The sequence below is a fragment of the Xanthomonas euvesicatoria genome, assembly GCF_013112235.1.
GTDB classification, from domain to species: Bacteria; Pseudomonadota; Gammaproteobacteria; order Xanthomonadales; family Xanthomonadaceae; genus Xanthomonas; species Xanthomonas euvesicatoria.
In genome coordinates this window covers 4,822,822-4,840,744 of sequence record NZ_JABFFS010000001.1, presented here as the reverse complement: position 1 = coordinate 4,840,744, position 17,923 = coordinate 4,822,822, and the positions used below count along the sequence as shown (strand labels likewise).

Sequence of the window (17,923 nt, the reverse complement as noted above, 5' to 3'; positions counted from 1 at the left end):
GGACTTTGCTGGACTCACGTGCGCTAATTTGCACGCACGGCGGCCGTTCCCGTGTCGTGTACGAAGGATCGGGGAACTCCATGGATCGAGAGAAGAGTGATGAATAAGTTTTTGGCAGGCGCCCTGGCGCTGAGCGTGGTAGTTGCGTGTTCCGTGCCGTCCACCAGCTGGGCTGCAAAAAAGCAGACCGGGACGCCGGCCTGGATGAATGCCGATGGTGAGGTGATCAAGTCGTCCGATGTCGAGGCGGGCTACGGCGAGACCGTCAAGGGCATCAACGATTACGAAGGCGAAATCACCGGCAAGCCGGCGCCTGGCAGCAAGTTCACCCAGTTGAAAATCGGTATGCCGATGAAGCAGGTCACCGACCTGATTGGTCAGCCGGACGACCAGGGTGCTTACGTGACCGGCAAGGCATTTATCCCGTTTTTCTTCGGTGGCGACCGCTACCGTTATGAAATGGCCTACAAGGGCCAGGGACGCCTGGTGTTCGCGGGCAAGTCGATGGGGACCGGCGGCAACCTGATCTGGATCATCCATAACAAGAACGACAGCGGTTACCGCGAATAATCGTTCAAAGCGCCCGGTTTTCCGGGCGTTTTCTTGTGTGATGCATCCACGCAAGCACGCGTGCGACTGCAGCTTGCCGACGCTCCATCCGTCGTCTGAGCGAGAGGCTGGCTGCCCAGCCGTAGCCCGAGGCTGTATGGTGCGCGCATTCGGCTGGACGCCGGCTCGGGGATTGCTGCGTTGGAAACGATAATCGTGTTGGTGGCCCTGGTGCTGCTCGCCGTGCCGGTGGGTGTGGTGATCGCGCTGGTGTGGATGGCCGGGCTGCGGAGACGGGTGGCGGCGCTGGAGCAGCGGCTTGCGCAGTGGCAGCGCAGTGGTGCCGAGCCTGCGGATGCGCCAGCGCAAGCACCCGCGGACGCGCAGGGCAGGGCATGGGAACGACCGGGCGAGGCGTCCGCTGTCGGCACTGGTCCGGGCTTCATTGCCGACGGCGATCTACCTGGGTACCGCATCTCCGATGCAGCGCGTCAGGCCGTTGGCTGGCAGGCGCCGAGCGCGGACCACGACGCGGTTGGCGTGTCTGCCTCGGCGGTGCCGCCGCCATTGCCGGCGCAGGCACCCGCAGAGGCGATGGCGCACAGTGCGATCGCGGGGTCGGAACGTCCGAGCCCGCAAGCGCAGGCGACGCGCGCCGAGCCGGCGCAGTCGCAATCCGCACAATCGCAACCACCCCGGCCTCCGGCCGCGCCTAGCGCCATCGCGCGCGCGGCCAGCGCCTTGAAGCGTTGGTTCACCCAGGGCAATGTGCCGGTCAAGGTCGGCATGCTGGTGTTGTTGGCCGGCGTGGCGTCGCTGTTGAAGTACGCCAGCGACCAGGGCTGGATGCGCATGCCGATCGAGCTGCGCTTGGCCGGCATCAGCGTCCTGGCATTGGCCGGTCTGATCTTCGGTTGGAAGCAGCGCGCGCAGCGGCCGGGCTTTGCCTTGGCGTTGCAGGGCGGCGCCATCGGCGGCTTGTTGTTGACGGTGTTCGCGGCCTTCAAGTTGTACGGCTTGCTCGATGCCGGAACGGCGCTGGGCATCAGCATGGTGCTGATCGCAGGCATGTGCGTGCTGGCGGTGCTGCAGGATTCGCGCACGTTGGCGGTGCTGGGCGTGCTGGCCGGTTTTCTTGCGCCGATCTGGTTGTCTACCGGCAGCGGCAATCATGTCGCGCTGTTTTCGTACTACGCCGTACTCAACGCCGGCATCGTGGCGATTGCATGGACACGCCCGTGGCGCGTGCTGAACCTGCTGGGGTTTGCTTTCACCTTCGGCATCGGCACCGTGTGGGGGGCGCTGCAGTACTCCCCGGCCAAATTCGCCACGACCGAGCCGTTCCTGTTGCTGTTTTTCGCCATGTACGTGGCGATTCCGGTCCTGCATGCGCGCCGCGGCGACGGCAGTGCCGGCAGGCTCATCGATGGCAGCCTGTTGTTCGGAACGCCGCTCGTCGCCTTCGCGTTGCAGGCGCGCCTGCTTGAGGGCGATCGGCTGCCATTGGCGTTGTGCGCGGTGGCGGTGGCAGCGTTGTACGCGGGCCTGGGCAGCTGGCTGCTGCGCCGCGCGCCTACGCGCGTGCTGGGCCAGGCGCACGCGATGCTGGCGGTCGGGTTCGCAACCCTGGCCGTACCGCTGGCGCTGTCGGCACGTGCCACTGCGAGCGTGTTTGCGCTGGAAGGCGTGGGGTTGCTGTGGCTGGGGCTTGGCCAACAACGGCGGGTCTCGCAGGTCAGCGGTGTCGCGCTGCAGGTGTTTGCGGCGGTGGGTGTCGCGTTCGGCGTGGATGCCTGGCGCTACGATGCGGTCGCGGTGGCCAACGCAACCTGCATGAGTACCGTGCTGCTGGCGCTTGCCGGCTGGGCCAGTGCCTGGTTCCTGCGCGATGCCGGGCATCGGCGGCGTGCGCTACTGGCATATCTGTGGGGACTGGGCTGGTGGACGCTGTGCGGCGTGCACGAGATCGTGCGTTTTGCCGATCTGCGCAGCGAGCCGGATCTGCTGCTGGGCTTGGTCGCACTCAGTGTATGGCTGGCGGCCGAAGTGCATCGCCGCCGTCCTGCAGCGGCGCTGGTATGGACGGTGATGTCTGGTCTGGCGCTGGCGGCGCCATTGGCGCTGTGGCAGGGCGCTGCGCACACCCAGCCATTCGCGCATTGGGGCGCGCTGGCATGGGGTGTGTTTGCGGTGGCGGGCGCGCGTGCGCTGTGGTGCTTGCGCACGCAGCAGGGCGCTGGCGCGATGGCGGCGCAGTTCATCTGGTGGCTGCTGTGGCCGTTGGTCATCTCGTTGGGCACGGCCTGGCTGGCCGACGCGTTCTTGCTGTCCAATGGCTGGCGTTGCGCCTTGCTGGCGGCACCGTGGTTGTTGGTGGCGACGCTGGGGCTGTTGCGTTGGCCATGGCTGGCCTGGCCGCAGGGAACCGGCTTCGACCCTGCACGCAACGCGTTGCTGAGTTGCGTGTTCGCGGTACTGGGACTCGGCTGGCTGCTCGCATTGCTGGATCCGGTGAGCGCCGCCCCGTTGCCATGGTTGCCGTTGCTCAATCCCGCCGAGCTGGCGCAATTGGCGGTCCTGGCCTTGCTTGCGCGCTGGGCCTGGTCGGCAGCTGCGCCGACAGTGCTGCAGCGTTGGCGGGTGACCGCGCTGGGTGTGCTGGGTTGGGCGTTGATCACCGGCAGCACCTTGCACAGCGTGCACCACTGGGGCGGTGTGCCGTGGGATTCGGCGCTGATCGGCGCCACCTTGTCCCAGACCAGCCTCACCATCGTCTGGAGCGTACTCGGCGTGCTGGGCTGGGTGATCGGCTCGCGTCGTGGTCAACGCGGGCTGTGGCTGGGCGGCGCGCTGCTGATGGGGCTGGTCCTGGCGAAGTTGGTGTTGGTCGACCGCCAGCATCTGGGCAATCTTCTCGGCATCGGCTCGTTCATGGCCTATGGCCTGTTGTGCACCGTGGTGGGCTATCTGGCGCCGGCGCCGCCGCGTGCGGTCGCGACCGAAGGTCATGCTGTCCAAGAGAACGGCGTCGAAAAGGATCAGGCATGAACACGATGCGATGGGCACTGCTGCTGATACTGTTGCCGCTGCTGGCGCAGGCCGCCGATGTGCGGCAGGACTACCGCCAGCAGTGGCCGCTGCAGGTCACCGGCGCGGATGTCGGCCTCTATCAGGTGAGCTTGGATGCGGCGGTGTATCGCACCGCGCACGACGCGGCGTTGCGCGATGTCACGGTGATCGATGCGCTTGGACAAGAGCTGCCCACCGCCTGGCTGCCGATGGATGCAGCACCGGCGGCTGCGGTACGCCATCAGCGCCTGCCCCTGTTTGCGCTGCCGGCAGGTGCCGCGCCGGCCAACGGCGACCTGCAGTTGATTGCCGAGCGCGACGCCAGTGGTGCGGTGCGCCGCCTGGAAGGTCGCTTTGCGACCGGGGCTGTCGCTGCGGGCCGTGGTGTGAGCTGGCTGATCGATGCCAGCGCGCTGCGCGATCGCCCGCGTGCGCTGGTGCTGGATTGGGAGGGCGACATGCCGGTGCAGGCCCAGGTGCGTGTGGAAGGCAGCGACGATCTGCGCGACTGGCGCGTGCTCGTCTCCAGCGCCACGGTCATGGCGCTGGACAATCAGGCGCAGCGACTGCAGCAGCGTCGTATCGCCCTGGACGATGGTGCGCGTTACTTGCGCCTGGTTACCGCATCGGGCGAGCTGCCGGCATTACGCGTGGTCGAGGCGGAGCTGGATGGCGTCGCCATGTCCACACCGCCGCAGTGGCTGGACTTGCCAGGCACCGCAAGAGATGCGGCGCTGGTGTATGCCTTGCCCGGTCGCTTTCCGATCAGCCAACTGGATGTCGGCGGCAGTCAGGCCGAGGCGGTCGAGTGGATCGTGGCAAGTCGCGATAGCGACGATGCGCCGTGGCTGCAACGTGCCGGCCCCTGGTTGGCGTATCGACTGGGCCAGGGCACGGCAGCCGCGTCGCCGCCGCAACTGCTGACTGCCCCCGTGCGCGATCGCCAATGGCGGTTGGTCGCCGCCCAGGGGCGCAGCACCGCCGTGCCGACGCTGCGCGTCGGGTACCAACCGGAGCGGTTGATGTTTCTCGCCCAGGGCCAGCCGCCATATGCGCTGGTCGCCGGCAGTGCGCGTGCGCAGCGCACCGACGCACCACTGGGCGCAATGCTGCAGGCACTGCGGCGCGAACGCGGCGCACGGTGGCAGCCGGCGCAGGCCCGCCTGGCTGCGCAGGCACAGCCGCTGGCGGGGGATGCCGCGTTGCAACCGGCTGCCGCGCCGCGCGACTGGAAGCGTTGGCTGCTGTGGGGTCTGTTGGTCGGTGGCGCCTTGCTGGTCGGCGGTTTCGCGGTGAGCCTGTTGCGTAGCGCATCGGCCAATCGCAACGGCTGATCGCGCCCGCTTCGCATGGCGGTTTGCCGCTGCGGCGCGAAGGTCGGACAATAGGCGTCCCCCGTGACCAAGGCAGCCGTATTGCCCGTCGTGTTCGACCAAGCATCCCGCGCCTTGCCAGCCGTCCTGGCGGCCTGGCGGCCTGGCGCGTGGTGGGTAACCGGCGCTGCGCGGTCCACATGCGGGCGCAACGAAGGCGCGATGGCGACCCACAGCCGGTTGCCGCTAAGGCAAAGCGCTCACAATGTTTGCACCGGCGCCTCTGCTGGGTGCGTCTGCATGTCCATTCCCATTCCCCCTCCCTAGACCGAACGAGCTGAGCCCATGTCCATTGTCCGCATGACCGACCTCGATCTCTCCGGCAAGCGCGTGCTGATCCGCCAGGATCTCAACGTGCCGATCGACAACGGCCAGATCACCTCCGAACAGCGCATCACCGCCTCGGTGCCCACCATCAAGCTGGCGCTGGAAAAAGGCGCGGCCGTGATGGTGACCTCGCACCTGGGCCGCCCCAAGGAAGGCAGCTGGACCGAAGAAGATTCGCTGGCGCCGGTGGCCACGCGCCTGGCCGCGTTGCTGGGCGTGGACGTGCCGCTGGTGCGCGACTGGGTCGACGGCGTGGACGTCGCGCCGGGCCAGGTGGTGCTGCTGGAAAACTGCCGCATGAATGTCGGCGAGGGCAAGGACGATGAAACGCTGGCGCGCAAGTATGCGGCGTTGTGCGACGTGTTCGTGATGGATGCCTTCGGCACCGCGCACCGTGCGCAGGCCTCCACGCATGGCGTGATCCGCTTCGCGCCGGTCGCCGCAGGCGGCCCGCTGTTGATGGCCGAACTCGACGCCCTGGCCAAGGCGCTGGACAACCCGGCCAAGCCCCTGCTGGCGATCGTCGCCGGCAGCAAGGTCTCGACCAAGTTGGAGTTGCTGTCCAACCTGGTCAACAAGGTCGACCAACTGATCGTCGGCGGCGGCATCGCCAACACCTTCATCGCCGCGGCCGGGCATGCCGTGGGCAAGTCGTTGAACGAGCCGGACTTGATCCCGACCGCCAACCAGATCGTGGCCGATGCCAAGGCGCGTGGCGCCGAGATTCCGCTGCCCACCGATGTGGTCGTTGCCAAGCAGTTCCTGCCCGATGCGCAGGCCAGCGTGAAGTCGCTGGACGCGGTCGACGCGGACGATCTGATCCTGGATATCGGCCCGCACACCGCGCAGCGCTACGCCGAGCTGATCGCCAGTGCCGGTACCGTGGTGTGGAACGGGCCGGTGGGCGTCTTCGAATTCGAGTCCTTCAGCCACGGCACCGAAACGCTGGCGCGCGCGATCGCCAGTTCCAAGGCGTTCTCGATCGCCGGCGGTGGCGACACCCTGGCCGCAGTGGACAAATACGACATCGCCCAGGACGTCACCTACATTTCCACGGGTGGCGGTGCGTTCCTGGAGTTTCTGGAAGGCAAGACCTTGCCGGCGGTGGCCGCACTCCAGGCCCGCGGTCAGTGAGTGCAGCCACGCTGTTTTTCGATCTGGACGGCACGCTGGTCGATTCGGAGCCAGGCATCGTTGCCAGCATCGTGCACGCCTTCGACGAACTCGGCCAGCCGCGTCCGTCGGCGCAGACCTTGCGCGCCTGGATCGGCCCGCCGTTGCGCGACAGCTTCACCGAGTGTTTTCCGGACGATCCGGAGTTGGTGCAGCGCGCGCTCGGGCTCTACCGCGCACGCTACGACGCGGTAGGCTGGACCGAACTCAGCGTGTTCGACGGCATCGGCGAGGTTGTCACCGGCCTGCAGCGCGCCGGTCATCGTCTGGCCGTGGTGACCTCGAAGAATGAGCGCTACGCGCGGCGCATCGTCGAGCATCTGCCCTTCGGCGCGTGCTTCGAAGAGGTGATCGGTGCCAGCGAAGACGGCGAACGTCGCTTCAAGCCGGATCTCATTGCCGAAGCGCTGCGCCGTTTGCAGATCGACAAGGCCGGCTGCGTGATGATCGGTGACCGGCGCATGGATATCGATGGCGCCAATCACCACGGCATCCACAGCATTGGCGTGTTGTGGGGCTTCGGCGACGAGGGCGAATTGCGCGCCGCCGGTGCCGGTGCGCTGGCACGCACGCCGGCTGAACTGGCGGCGTTGCTTCAGTGATGGGCAGTGCGCGTCGGCCGTTGCGTTCGCTTGGTCGCCGTGCCTGCAGTTGCGGTTCGAAGCGCGCAGAACACTCTTCACCGTCGCCGGGTTAGGGTGGCGACCGTTCGCATTGCTCATGGCAGCGCGGGCGCAGGCGTACGTACTGTCCCGCACTGTCTATAAGACATGCCGGAATCGGAGGAAGGCTATGCCGCAATGCCATCCTCGGTACCTGACGTGTGTGTTAAGTTTCGCGGCTTTTACAGGGAGGCCATCATGAAAGAACGTCAACGCCGCACCAAGATCCTCGCCACCCTCGGACCGGCAACGGATGCGCCCGGTGTGCTGGATACGCTGTTCAAGGCGGGCGTCAACGTGGTGCGCCTGAACTTCAGCCATGGCGACCCCTCCGGCCAGGCCAAGCGCGCCGCCGAAGTACGTGCCGCTGCGGCCCGCGTCGGTGCCGAGGTCGGCATCCTGGCCGACTTGCCGGGCCCGAAGATCCGTATCGAACGGTTTGCCGAAGGCAAGATCAAGCTGACCATGGGCGATCGCTTCGACCTGGTGGCCGATGCCAACGCGCCGGCTGGCGACCAGACGCAGGTTGGCGTCAGCTATCTGGGGCTGCCGCAGGACGTGACCGCCGGCGACGTGCTGCTGCTCGACGATGGCCTGATGCAGTTGCAGGTGACCGATGTGCAGGGCGAGCGCATCGTCACCAAGGTGTTGAACGATGGTGTGCTGTCCGACCGCAAGGGCCTCAACAAGCAGGGCGGTGGTCTGTCGCTGGGCGCGTTGACCGAGCGCGACAAGGAACTGATCGGCATCGTGGCCAAGATCGGCGTGGACTTCATTGCGGTGTCGTTCTGTCGCAATGCGCAGGACATGCACGACGCGCGTCAGATTGCCCAGCAGCACGGCTGCGATGCGCAACTGGTGTCCAAGATCGAGCGCACCGAGGCGATCGAAAACCTGGTCGAGATCGTCGAAGCCTCCGATGTGGTGATGGTGGCGCGTGGCGATCTGGGCGTTGAGATCGGTGACGCTGAATTGCCCGGCCTGCAGAAGAAGATCATTCGCGAATCGCTGGCGCAGAACAAGGTGGTGATCACTGCCACGCAGATGCTGCAGTCGATGGTCGAAAGCCCGATCCCCACCCGCGCCGAAGTGCTGGACGTGGCCAACGCGGTCATCGACGGTACCGATGCGGTGATGCTCTCGGCCGAGACCGCCGCCGGCGCCTATCCGGTGCGTGCGGTGGAAGCGATGGCGCGCATCTGCCTGGGGGCCGAACACCAGTTCGAATTCGACACCGATTTCGAAGCGGCGCAACGCAATCTGCAGCGCGCCGACCAGGCGATTGCGATGGCAACCATGTTCCTGTCCGAGCACATCGGCCTGGGCGGCGTGGTGGCGTTGACCGAATCCGGCGGCACGCCGCGCTTCCTGTCGCGCTTCCGCTCCAATATGCCGATCTACGCCTTCACCCGTCACGATGGCGCGCGCCGCCAGATGGCCATGATGCGTGGCGTGTTCCCGATCAGCTTCGATAGCCGCGGCCTGACCCCGCGCGAAGCCGCGCGTGCGGCGATCCGTCTGCTGGTGGAGAACGAGCGCATGGGGCCTGGCGACCGCGTGGTGTTCACCAGCGGTGAGCACATGGAAACTCACGGCGCCACCAATACGCTGCGTTTGCTGGAAGTGGGTGAAGACGGCCGCGCCACCGGGCTGGGCGAGCTCTAACGCTTGTGGACTGCATCCGGCGCATGACCTGAGCCGGAACAGAGGCGACACACGACGGCGGCCCCAGGGCCGCCGTCGTGCTGTGTGGCGACCTGGCCGCTGGACGCGCACCCGGTCGTGGCCGGATCGTTGGTCAACGGCCGGATCCGGCAGGTACCCGGTCCCCACCACATCGCACGCGCGCTGCCGCAACGGTGCTGGTCATGGCGGAACAAGACGCTGTCTACGATGTAACGTACGCCGCAGGCGCAGCGCTATTGCGACGGACGAAGCAGCGACGCGGCCAACCTTCAAAAATGCCGGCTGACTCACGCATGGCTCCATATCAACGCGCCAGCGCAGTCATTGCAGCCATGCATCACGGCACCGCAAGCGCCGCGCCGCGCACCATGCTCAGCTTTCCCGATTCCCGATTCCCGATTCCCGATTCCCGATTCCCGATTCCCGCTATGCGAGCATCACCACACATCCTGTCACGCAGATCACGTGTAATCGGTTGCAGGCATTCCGTGAAGGAATGTGTACGACTTTCGTCGCTATACTTTCGTTCTCCCCCGCAGCTGCCACAGGAACTACATGAGCATCGAACAGCTTGCCGAAACCGCCCAGGCGATGGTCGCCCCGGGTAAGGGCATCATCGCCATCGACGAATCGACCAGTACGATCGCCAAGCGTTTTGCCAGCGTCGGCATCGAGAACATCGAAGAGAACCGTCGCGCCTACCGCGAACTGTTGCTGACCACGCCCAAGCTGAGCGACTACATCTCCGGCGCCATCCTGTTCGACGAGACCATCCGTCAGAAGACCAAGGATGGCGTGCCGTTCGCCGAGTACATGACCGCCCACGGCATCATCCCGGGCATCAAGGTCGACAAGGGCGCGCAGCCGCTGGCCGGCATGCCGGGCGAACTGGTCACCGAAGGCCTGGACGGCCTGCGTGCACGGCTGGAGGAGTACTACACGCTGGGTGCGCGCTTCGCCAAGTGGCGTGCGGTCATCAACATCGGCGAAGACATTCCGTCCGGCACCTGCATCGAGGCCAACTCGCATGCGTTGGCGCGTTACGCAGCGCTGTGCCAGGAACAAGGCCTGGTGCCGATGGTCGAGCCGGAAGTGATCATGGACGGCAGCCACGACATCGAAACCTGCTACGAAGTCACCGAAGCCACGCTGCGCTCGCTGTTCGGCGCGCTGTATGAGCAGAACGTCGTGCTGGAAGGCACCATCCTGAAGGCGTCGATGGTCATCTCCGGCAAGAGCTGCGAAGAGCAGGCCAGCATCGAAGAGGTAGCCGAGTCCACCGTGATGTGCCTGAAGTCCACCGTGCCGGCGATCCTGCCGGGCATCGTGTTCCTGTCCGGCGGCCAGACCGACGAGCAGTCCACCGCCCACCTCAACGAAATGCACCAGCTCGGCAATCTGCCCTGGCCGTTGAGCTTCTCCTACGGCCGCGCCATGCAGCAGGCCGCGCTGAAGCTGTGGGCCAAGGACATGACCGGCAACTTCGCCAAGGCGCAGCAGGTCATCTACGAGCGCGCCAAGGAAAACGGCCTGGCCGCGCTGGGTAAGTGGAAGGGTTGATCGATTGATGGCGGCTGCAAGGCCGCCGCATCGATGAAACAAACACGCCGGCAGCGATGCCGGCGTTTTTTGTTTGCCGCATCCACAGGTGCGCTTTGATGCCGCGCGAAAAACGCAAAGGGCGCCTTTCGGCGCCCTTTGCTCCAATCGGAATCGCTCAATGGCTTGCGCAATCCAGCCGGGCGATGCGGCAGGCCGCCAACGTCAATCCGATCTCAGGCCGCCGCAGTTTCCTGGGTGGCCAGCGCCTGCTGGTAGGCCTTGTAGGTCGCCTCGTTGTAGGCCACCAAGACAATGTGCTTGGGCACCTTGTGCGAGCGCTGCCAATCGCGCGTTTCGGTCACGGCGATGCGCGCTGCCTGATACAGCGGATAGCCGTAGATGCCGCAGCTGATCGCCGGGAACGCGATCGAGTGCAGCATCATCTGTTCGGCGAGTTTCAGCGATTGCCAATAGCAGTTGGCCAGCTGTTCGGGTTCGTTGTGCTTGCCGTCGCGCCACACCGGGCCGACGGTATGAAAGACATGGCGGGCCTTCAAATTGAAACCGTCGGTGATGCGGATTTCGCCGGTGGGGCAACGCACGCCCGGGCGCACCTGCGGCAACGCTTCGCAGGCTTCCAGCAAGCGCGGGCCGGCGGCACGGTGGATGGCGCCATCGACGCCACCACCGCCGAGCAGTGATTCGTTGGCGGCGTTGACGATGACGTCAACGTCGAGTTCGGTGATGTCGCCTTGCCAGACTTCGATTCTCATAGCGCGATAATTATGCGAATTGCATGATGGGCGCGTGATGGGGAGCACGCTGCGGAATCCGCACGCTATCGGCCATTCATCTCATCTGCTGCGACTGTCCGACGGGGTGGAATGTATGCCGCCCCGCGACACCTTGTCGCTGCCTCGGGGCGATCGGCAACAACCTTCGCCACGCATGAGGCGATGCATGTCGGGTCTACAACCAGCGGCGGACACGCGCGCAGTAATCGTTGTAGTGGCGGCCGAATTCGGCGCGCAGCCGCGCCTCTTCGAACGGAATGACATAGCGCTGCAGCGCAAGCCACGGCAGCGGCACCAACACAACCGCCCACAGCAAGCCGAGTTGCAGGCACAGGCCGACGTAGCTCAGCACCAAGGCCAGGTACATCGGGTTGCGGGTGACGCGATACGGGCCGTCCAGCACCAGGCGCGAGGGATGGCCGCTGGGCATGATGGTGGTGCGCCGACGCGCAAACAGCACGAAGCAGCTCACCGCCAACGCCAGGCCGAGACAGGCGATGCCGCCGCCAGCCAATTCGATCCAGGCCAGCGGCGCGGGAGGAGGGAGAGGCAGGTCCAGCGCCTCTTGCAACCATGCGCCCAGCCCCAGGGCGAGCGCAAAGTGGACCGGGGAGGTCATTTTTACCAGCCATGGCGCCCGTGCGGCACGGGTCTCGCTGTGTCCATACGGCTGGTTGCTCACACATCTCTCCCTACATTACGGCCGCCATCCTAACGTTTCCTTGACATGGACGGGAGTGCGGGCGTCCCGACATCCGGAAAACGGGGCGGATGCTGCGCCCAGCGCGAGGCGTGCCGGGCACGTGTCACGCCTGGTCTCGGCAATGACGCGTGCGCTTTCACCTCGGGGCGGTCACGGATCGTGGGCACAACGCGGCGTCTTTCGGCGCAAGTGCGCTGTTCGGCCGGTGCCAAAAAAAAGCCGCGCATTGCGCGGCTTCGGGCCCGGTCATCGACTGCGCCCGATCACGGCAGTCCGGCCAGCCAGTCGTCGTCGGAGCCTTCATTGATGTCGGCGAACAGCGGGGTGGAGAAATAGCGCTCGCCGGTGTCGGGCAGCATCGCCAGGATGACGGCGCCCGGTGCGGCGCCTTCGGCCACGCGCAGCGCGGTGGCGACGGTGGCACCGCCGGAGATGCCGGTGAAGATGCCTTCTTCGGCGGCCAGGCGCCGCGCGACGGTGATCGCGTCGGTGTCTTCCACGCTCAGGACCTGGTGGGCGGCCTCGCGGTTGAGCACCTCGGGCACGAAGTCCGGCGTCCAGCCCTGGATCTTGTGCGGCTTCCAGTCCTGGCCTTGCAGCAGGGCGGCGCCAGCCGGCTCCGAGGCGGTGATGCGCACTTCCGGTCGCGCAACGCGCAGGACCTCGCCCACGCCGGTGAGGGTGCCGCCGGTGCCCCAGCCGGTGACGAAATGGTCCAGCCGGTGGCCGGCGAAGTCACGCAGGATTTCGGCAGCGGTGGTGTTGCGGTGGTAGGCCGGGTTGGCCGGATTGGCGAACTGGCTGGCCAGGAACCAGCCGTGCTGTTCGGCCAGTTCCTTGGCTTTGCGCACCATGCCGCTGCCGCGCTCTGCAGCCGGGGTCAGGATGACCTTGGCGCCATAGGCACGCATCAGCTTGCGGCGTTCGATCGAGAAGGTTTCCACCATGGTGGCGACGAATTTGTAGCCGCGCGCTGCGGCCACCATCGCCAGTGCCACGCCGGTGTTGCCGGAGGTGGCCTCGACGATGGTGTCGCCGGGCTTGAGCAGGCCGCGTTGTTCGGCGTCGAGGATGATCGCCAGCGCCAGCCGGTCCTTGACCGAGCCGCCGGGATTGAACGATTCGACCTTGACGTACAAGGTCACGTTGTCCGGGGCGAGGCGTTGGAGCTTGACCACCGGGGTGCGGCCGATGGTGTCGAGAATGTTGTCGTACAGGGCCATGGAGTCTCCGTCGGGATCAGGCTGCGTGGGCCAGTGTGGGCGTGTGGGGCGTTGCGCCGGGTGAGTGCGGCGGCGAGGCGCTCAGCGGCGCGCTGCCGAACCAGTGCAGCGTCTGCGCCAGCGTCGCCACCTCGCCCAGGATCAGCAGCGCCGGGGCGGCCACGGCATGCTGCCGGGCGCTGGCGGCCAGGCCGGCGAGCGTACCGGTGATTACGCGTTGCTGCGGGCGCGAGCCGTTTTCGACCAGCGCAAACGGGGTGGAGGCTGCGCGCCCGGCCTGCAGCAGGCGCTGCTGGATGGTGTCCAGGCCGGCCACGCCCATGTAGAAGGCCAGCGTCTGCCGCTCCTGGCCGAGCGCCTGCCAGTCCAGCGTGTCCAGCGAATCCTTGCAGTGCGCGGTGATCAGGCGCAGCGATTGCGCGTGGTCGCGGTGGGTGAGCGGGATGCCGGCATACGCAGCGCAGGCGATGGCTGCGGTGATGCCGGGAATCACCTGAAAGCCGATACCGTGCGCGCGCAGGAATTCCAGCTCTTCGCCGCCGCGGCCGAACACGAACGGGTCGCCGCCCTTCAGCCGCACCACGCGGCGACCGGCGCGGGCGTGGTCCAGCATCAGGGCGTGGATCTGTTCCTGCCGGGTGCTATGGCCTTGCGCCGACTTGCCCACCTCGATGAGGTGCGCGCCGTGCCGAGCCAGGCGCAGGATCTGCGGGCTGACCAGGCGGTCGTGCAGCACCACCTCGGCCTGACGCAGTGCGCGCAGCGCATGCCGGGTGAGCAGGCCGGGATCGCCGGGGCCGGCGCCGACCAGGCTCACGTTGCCGGGCGCCAGCGTGCCGATCGGGCTGCGCGGTGCGGGGGAGCGCGCAGGAGCCGTTGCCGACGCCGCAGGCGTCGCGGCGTGGGTCAGCAGCCGGTGGGCGCTGGCCGCATGGCGCAGGGCGTCGTTGAGCGCTTCCGATTCGCTGGCGGCAATAGTGAGCCACAGCGGTTGGTCGGGTTGCGCCAGCCATGCCGGGTCGAACCGACCGGCCAACCAGCGCAGCTGCCCGGCCTGCGCCCAGTGCCGCAGCTGCGCCGTGAGCTCGGGCGCGCCCACCAGCGGCAGCGCACCGGCCTGCAGCAGCTGGGCAGTGGCGCGTTCGGCATCGGCACCGCCGCCGACCACCAGGACGGCACGGCCACGCAGGTCGGCAAGCAGCGGGAACGCAGGAGTCACGGTTCGGCAGCATCCTTGAGGAAGGGCCAGACCGTAACGCCGGCTTATAGCCGTCGGAAATGACTTCATCCATCCTAAAAATAGCGTTCGGTTATAAGCTGGCCCGCAGAACTCCTCTACAGTCGAAGTCCTTGTAGCGCCTCGCGCTTTTTTGGATATAAGCCATGACGCTGACCCAACTTCGCTATCTGGTGGCCATTGCCGATGCCGAGCTGAACATCACCCTGGCCGCCGCGCGGGTGCACGCGACCCAGCCCGGCCTGTCCAAGCAGCTCAAGCAGCTGGAGGACGAACTGGGCTTTCTGCTGTTCGTGCGCAAGGGACGTAGCCTGGACGCAGTGACGCCGGCCGGTGTGGAAGTGATCGAGCGCGCGCGCGCGGTGCTGTCGGAGGCCAACAACATCCGCACCTATGCGGCCAACCAGCGCCGCGAAAGCCAGGGCCAGCTGACCCTGACCACCACCCATACCCAGGCGCGCTTCGTGCTGCCGCCGGCGGTGGCGCAGATCAAGAATGCCTACCCGCAAGTGAGCGTGCATCTGCAGCAGGCCGCCGAAAGTGCGGCCCTGGATCTGCTGAGCCAGGGCGATGCGGACATCGCGGTGGTCAGCACCGCCGGTGGCGAGCCGAGCGCCGGCATCGCAGTGCCGCTGTACCGCTGGCGGCGGCTGGTGGTGGTGCCGCGGGGGCATGCACTGGATCACCCGCGCACGGCACCGGACATGCAGGCGCTGGCCGAGCATCCGCTGATCAGCTACGAATCCTCCACTCGGCCGGGCTCTTCGCTGCAGCGCGCGTTTGCGCAGGTGGGGCTGGAGCCGAGTATCGCGCTGACCGCGCTGGATGCCGACCTGATCAAGACCTATGTGCGCGCAGGGCTTGGCGTGGGATTGGTCGCGGAAATGGCGGTCAATGCCTTCGACGAGGACCTGCGCGCCTGGCCGGCGCCGGCGCCGATCGCCGAGTGCATCGCCTGGGCGGTGCTGCCGCGCGACCGCGTGCTGCGCGACTACGCGCTGGACCTGGTGCATGTGCTCGCGCCGCAAATCGACAAGCGCGACCTACGCCGCGTGCTGGACGGCAATCAGGCGCCCAACTGGCCGTTGCCGCCGACCTGGGAATCGTTGACCCAGACCATCACCAGTTGAGCGGCACGATGACCGAGCCCTTGCGCCCCGCACTGAGCAGGCTGTGGTCGCCCGAGCCGGACGGCGGCATGTCGCTGCAGCTGTCGGCCAGCATCGCCGGCCGCGAACATGAGGTGCTGACGGTGCTGGCCGACCCGCGCGACGAAGCGTTATGGGTGGCGGTGCAGGCGGGCAGCACGCGCGTGCAGATCCCGCTGGAAGTGCTGCGCAAGGCGCTGGACGTTGCGGCCGAGGATGTGCATTCGGCCGAGTGGTTCGCGCGCCAGGATGCGGATGCGTCCGACGTCTGAGGCCGGGATATGGGCGGCTAGCACAGCCCACCGGGCAGTGGTCAGGCGATGTGGACGGCGCACGGGAGCCGGAGTGGACGTGCGTGCATGCCCCTTCCAAACGGTGGCGGCTTGGCCGTGTGATCGGTGCGTTCGCGACGACCTCGGTGCTGCACTGCAGCGCAATCGCCGCAAAAAAATATCCGCAGGATCAACGGGATGCGTGTCTGCCCGGCAGCCCTGCCATGCGTGCTGTGGGTGATTTTCCCTACCCGTGTCAGGGCGATGCAGTCGGCGTCGACCGGGCGCATCAAGTTGCGCGCTGCGTTGTCGAAAACCCTTATAGCAACCATGACGCGACACTCTCGAACGTCTAGGGGTGGACGGCGCAGAGCTGGCGATGCAGGTGATCGCATTGCCGGTGTGTTTCGCGGTGTCGTCGAAGGGTTGCTAGCGCTGTCGCATCACTGTTGCGCGAGGCTGTGCACAGAGCGGCTGGCGCATCCGGGTCCCTGGGGAGAGGCCTGGCGTGCTTGGCGGCGGACCCGGGTCGGGAGCCCGGGTCCGCCTTTTTTATTTCCGCAGCGAGCATCGGTTGAAGATGGAACAGCGCCAAGTCCTGCCCATGCACGGCAGGCAGTGCGCGATCGGAGCCGGTGCTGGATTCTGACACCTGCGGCGAGTTGCCGGGTCTGAGCGGTCGCCACCGAGGCGCGACTTGGCGTGGCGCGGGCAGCTGCAACGTCGGGCCGACGGGATGGAGGGTTCGCGCGTTGAGGTCTGGCCACAGACCGGTGCCCCACTAGGTGAGACCCAGGCGTTTGCCGCGCAGCCCGAATACGCAGCGGGCCACACATTTTTAGGCCAACGGAATCCGCACCGAAAAACAGGTCCCGCCCTGCGGCCGCGGCCGGACGTCCACTTCACAGCCCAACGTCTCGGCAGTGCGATGCACGATCCACAGGCCGATGCCCAAACCGTCGCTGCGCGGGTCGGCCTGGCGAAACGCCTGGAAGACCTGCTCGGGTTGGTCCATGTTCAAGCCGATGCCGCTGTCGATGATCTCCACTTCCGCAAAACCGGGGCGGCGGCGGGTGCCGACCAGCACGCGGCCACGCTCGGTGTACTTGATGGCATTGCCGACCAGGTTGCCGATCAAGGTGGTCAGCAGTGTGGGGTGGCTGCGCACGCGCAGCGAGGTGTGCACATAGCGAAGGGCCAGGTACTTGTCGATGGCCGGTTGACGCCACACGCCGAGGATCGAATGCAGCACGTCTTCCAGCTGCAGTGGCTGCAGGTCCGGCATGGCGGCCTTGCTCGCGGCCGCCAGCGTGGCCAGCTCGTCCAGGCTGCGGCCCACCAGGCTGATCGCATCGCGCGCGGTGACCAGGTTGGGAACGGCGTCGACGTCGGCGTGCCGGCGCATCTTGTCGATGGCGTAGGCGGCAGTGCGCAATGGGGTCTTCAGATCGTGCCCGGCGATGGCCATCAGGCGGCTGCGGTAGCGATCGGATTCCTCGGCGATTGCCAGTGCGCGGCGCAATTCCAGCTGCGCCATGGTCTGGCGTGCCAATGCGCGCAGGGCTTCCACCTGCTCCTCGGTGAGTTGGCGCGGCTGCCGGTCGAGCACGCACACCGTGCCTAGCGGCAGGCCGTCGGGTGTCTTCAACAAGGCACCTGCATAGAAATGCAGCGGCGCCTCGCCGGTGACCAGCGGGTTGCGCGCGAAGCGGATGTCATGGCGCGTGTCGGGCACCACCAGCACATCGTTCTCGAGCAGCGCATGCGCGCACATCGACTTGAACAGCGGGGTTTCGCGCTCGCCCATCCCGAGCTCACTCTTGAACCACTGGCGGTCCGCATCGACCAGGCTGATCAGTGCGATCGGCGTCTGGCAAATGATCGAGGCAAGCCGGGTGATGTCATCGAAGGCCGCTTCGCGCGGGGTGTCGAGAATGCCGTAGCTGCGCAGCGCCTGCAGACGCAATGCTTCGCTGGGGGGCTTGGGTGCGCAGGGAAGCGGTTCGGCCGCTCGATCGGACAGGACGGTACTCATGCGCGCGGCTACAGGGTGGAAGCGGCAAGCATAGGGCATGCCAAGGCCGATCGTGTGCTTGCGGTCACAGAGGCGGGACGAAAGTGTGACTGCCGACCAGGACGGCGGCGCGTGGACGGGGCCGGCATGC

14 protein-coding genes and 1 other RNA gene are annotated in these 17,923 nt (G+C 66.8%); 9 read left to right on the top strand and 6 right to left on the bottom strand.

All coding sequences use genetic code 11. The annotated features are described in order from the left end of the window. The first annotated feature begins 99 nt into the window (after positions 1 to 99). From HLH45_RS20630 to HLH45_RS20600, 7 genes are all read left to right on the top strand, one after another. Positions 100 to 570, top strand: coding sequence for a hypothetical protein (locus HLH45_RS20630; protein WP_008575072.1), 471 nt, complete (start codon positions 100 to 102; stop codon positions 568 to 570). Between the two features lie 195 nt (positions 571 to 765). Next, entirely contained in the window at positions 766 to 3,597 is a 2,832-nt protein-coding gene (locus HLH45_RS20625; protein ID WP_033478932.1) for a DUF2339 domain-containing protein, read from the top strand. Continuing rightward, on the top strand, positions 3,594 to 4,952 hold the full coding sequence (locus HLH45_RS20620) for a DUF3999 domain-containing protein (RefSeq protein ID WP_046932537.1): 1,359 nt from the start codon (positions 3,594 to 3,596) through the stop codon (positions 4,950 to 4,952). The genes HLH45_RS20625 and HLH45_RS20620 overlap by 4 nt, the downstream gene beginning before the upstream one ends. 324 nt (positions 4,953 to 5,276) lie before the next feature. After that, on the top strand, positions 5,277 to 6,452 hold the full coding sequence (locus tag HLH45_RS20615; protein WP_008574672.1) for a phosphoglycerate kinase: 1,176 nt from the start codon (positions 5,277 to 5,279) through the stop codon (positions 6,450 to 6,452). After that, complete coding sequence (locus HLH45_RS20610) at positions 6,449 to 7,093, top strand: HAD family hydrolase (protein ID WP_008574673.1); 645 nt, start codon at positions 6,449 to 6,451, stop codon at positions 7,091 to 7,093. The genes HLH45_RS20615 and HLH45_RS20610 overlap by 4 nt, the downstream gene beginning before the upstream one ends. 258 nt (positions 7,094 to 7,351) lie before the next feature. Then, on the top strand, positions 7,352 to 8,818 hold the full coding sequence (pyk, locus tag HLH45_RS20605; RefSeq protein WP_011348424.1) for a pyruvate kinase: 1,467 nt from the start codon (positions 7,352 to 7,354) through the stop codon (positions 8,816 to 8,818). A 576-nt stretch (positions 8,819 to 9,394) separates the two neighbouring features. Continuing rightward, on the top strand, positions 9,395 to 10,399 hold the full coding sequence (locus tag HLH45_RS20600) for a class I fructose-bisphosphate aldolase (RefSeq protein WP_003487259.1): 1,005 nt from the start codon (positions 9,395 to 9,397) through the stop codon (positions 10,397 to 10,399). A gap of 215 nt (positions 10,400 to 10,614) precedes the next feature. Here the strand turns inward: HLH45_RS20600 and HLH45_RS20595 are convergent, their stop codons facing one another. From HLH45_RS20595 to cobA, 4 genes are all read right to left on the bottom strand, one after another. Further along, a complete protein-coding gene (locus HLH45_RS20595) occupies positions 10,615 to 11,154 on the bottom strand; it encodes an O-acetyl-ADP-ribose deacetylase (RefSeq protein WP_008574675.1) in 540 nt (179 codons plus the stop codon). A 196-nt stretch (positions 11,155 to 11,350) separates the two neighbouring features. Next, positions 11,351 to 11,857, bottom strand: a complete 507-nt coding sequence (locus HLH45_RS20590) for a methyltransferase family protein (RefSeq protein WP_011348422.1) — start codon at positions 11,855 to 11,857, stop codon at positions 11,351 to 11,353. A gap of 284 nt (positions 11,858 to 12,141) precedes the next feature. Beyond that, complete coding sequence (cysK, locus tag HLH45_RS20585; protein ID WP_008574677.1) at positions 12,142 to 13,101, bottom strand: cysteine synthase A; 960 nt, start codon at positions 13,099 to 13,101, stop codon at positions 12,142 to 12,144. 16 nt (positions 13,102 to 13,117) lie between these two features. Then, positions 13,118 to 14,320 carry a uroporphyrinogen-III C-methyltransferase gene (gene cobA, locus HLH45_RS20580; protein WP_008574679.1) on the bottom strand — a complete coding sequence of 401 codons (1,203 nt, stop codon included), beginning with the start codon at positions 14,318 to 14,320 and terminating at the stop codon, positions 13,118 to 13,120. Positions 14,321 to 14,484: 164 nt separating this feature from the next. Here cobA and HLH45_RS20575 point away from each other — a divergent pair, with 164 nt between their 5' ends. After that, complete coding sequence (locus HLH45_RS20575; protein WP_008574681.1) at positions 14,485 to 15,468, top strand: LysR family transcriptional regulator; 984 nt, start codon at positions 14,485 to 14,487, stop codon at positions 15,466 to 15,468. Positions 15,469 to 15,476: 8 nt separating this feature from the next. Further along, on the top strand, positions 15,477 to 15,758 hold the full coding sequence (locus tag HLH45_RS20570; protein ID WP_008574682.1) for a hypothetical protein: 282 nt from the start codon (positions 15,477 to 15,479) through the stop codon (positions 15,756 to 15,758). Positions 15,759 to 15,773: 15 nt separating this feature from the next. On the opposite strand, the gene HLH45_RS20565 is transcribed toward HLH45_RS20570, so the two are convergent. Both HLH45_RS20565 and HLH45_RS20560 read right to left on the bottom strand, forming a co-directional pair. Beyond that, a non-coding RNA gene (locus HLH45_RS20565) (sX9 sRNA) lies at positions 15,774 to 15,847 on the bottom strand. Positions 15,848 to 16,596: 749 nt separating this feature from the next. Further along, positions 16,597 to 17,793 carry a sensor histidine kinase gene (locus HLH45_RS20560; RefSeq protein WP_031424111.1) on the bottom strand — a complete coding sequence of 399 codons (1,197 nt, stop codon included), beginning with the start codon at positions 17,791 to 17,793 and terminating at the stop codon, positions 16,597 to 16,599. Between the last annotated feature and the right edge of the window lie 130 nt (positions 17,794 to 17,923).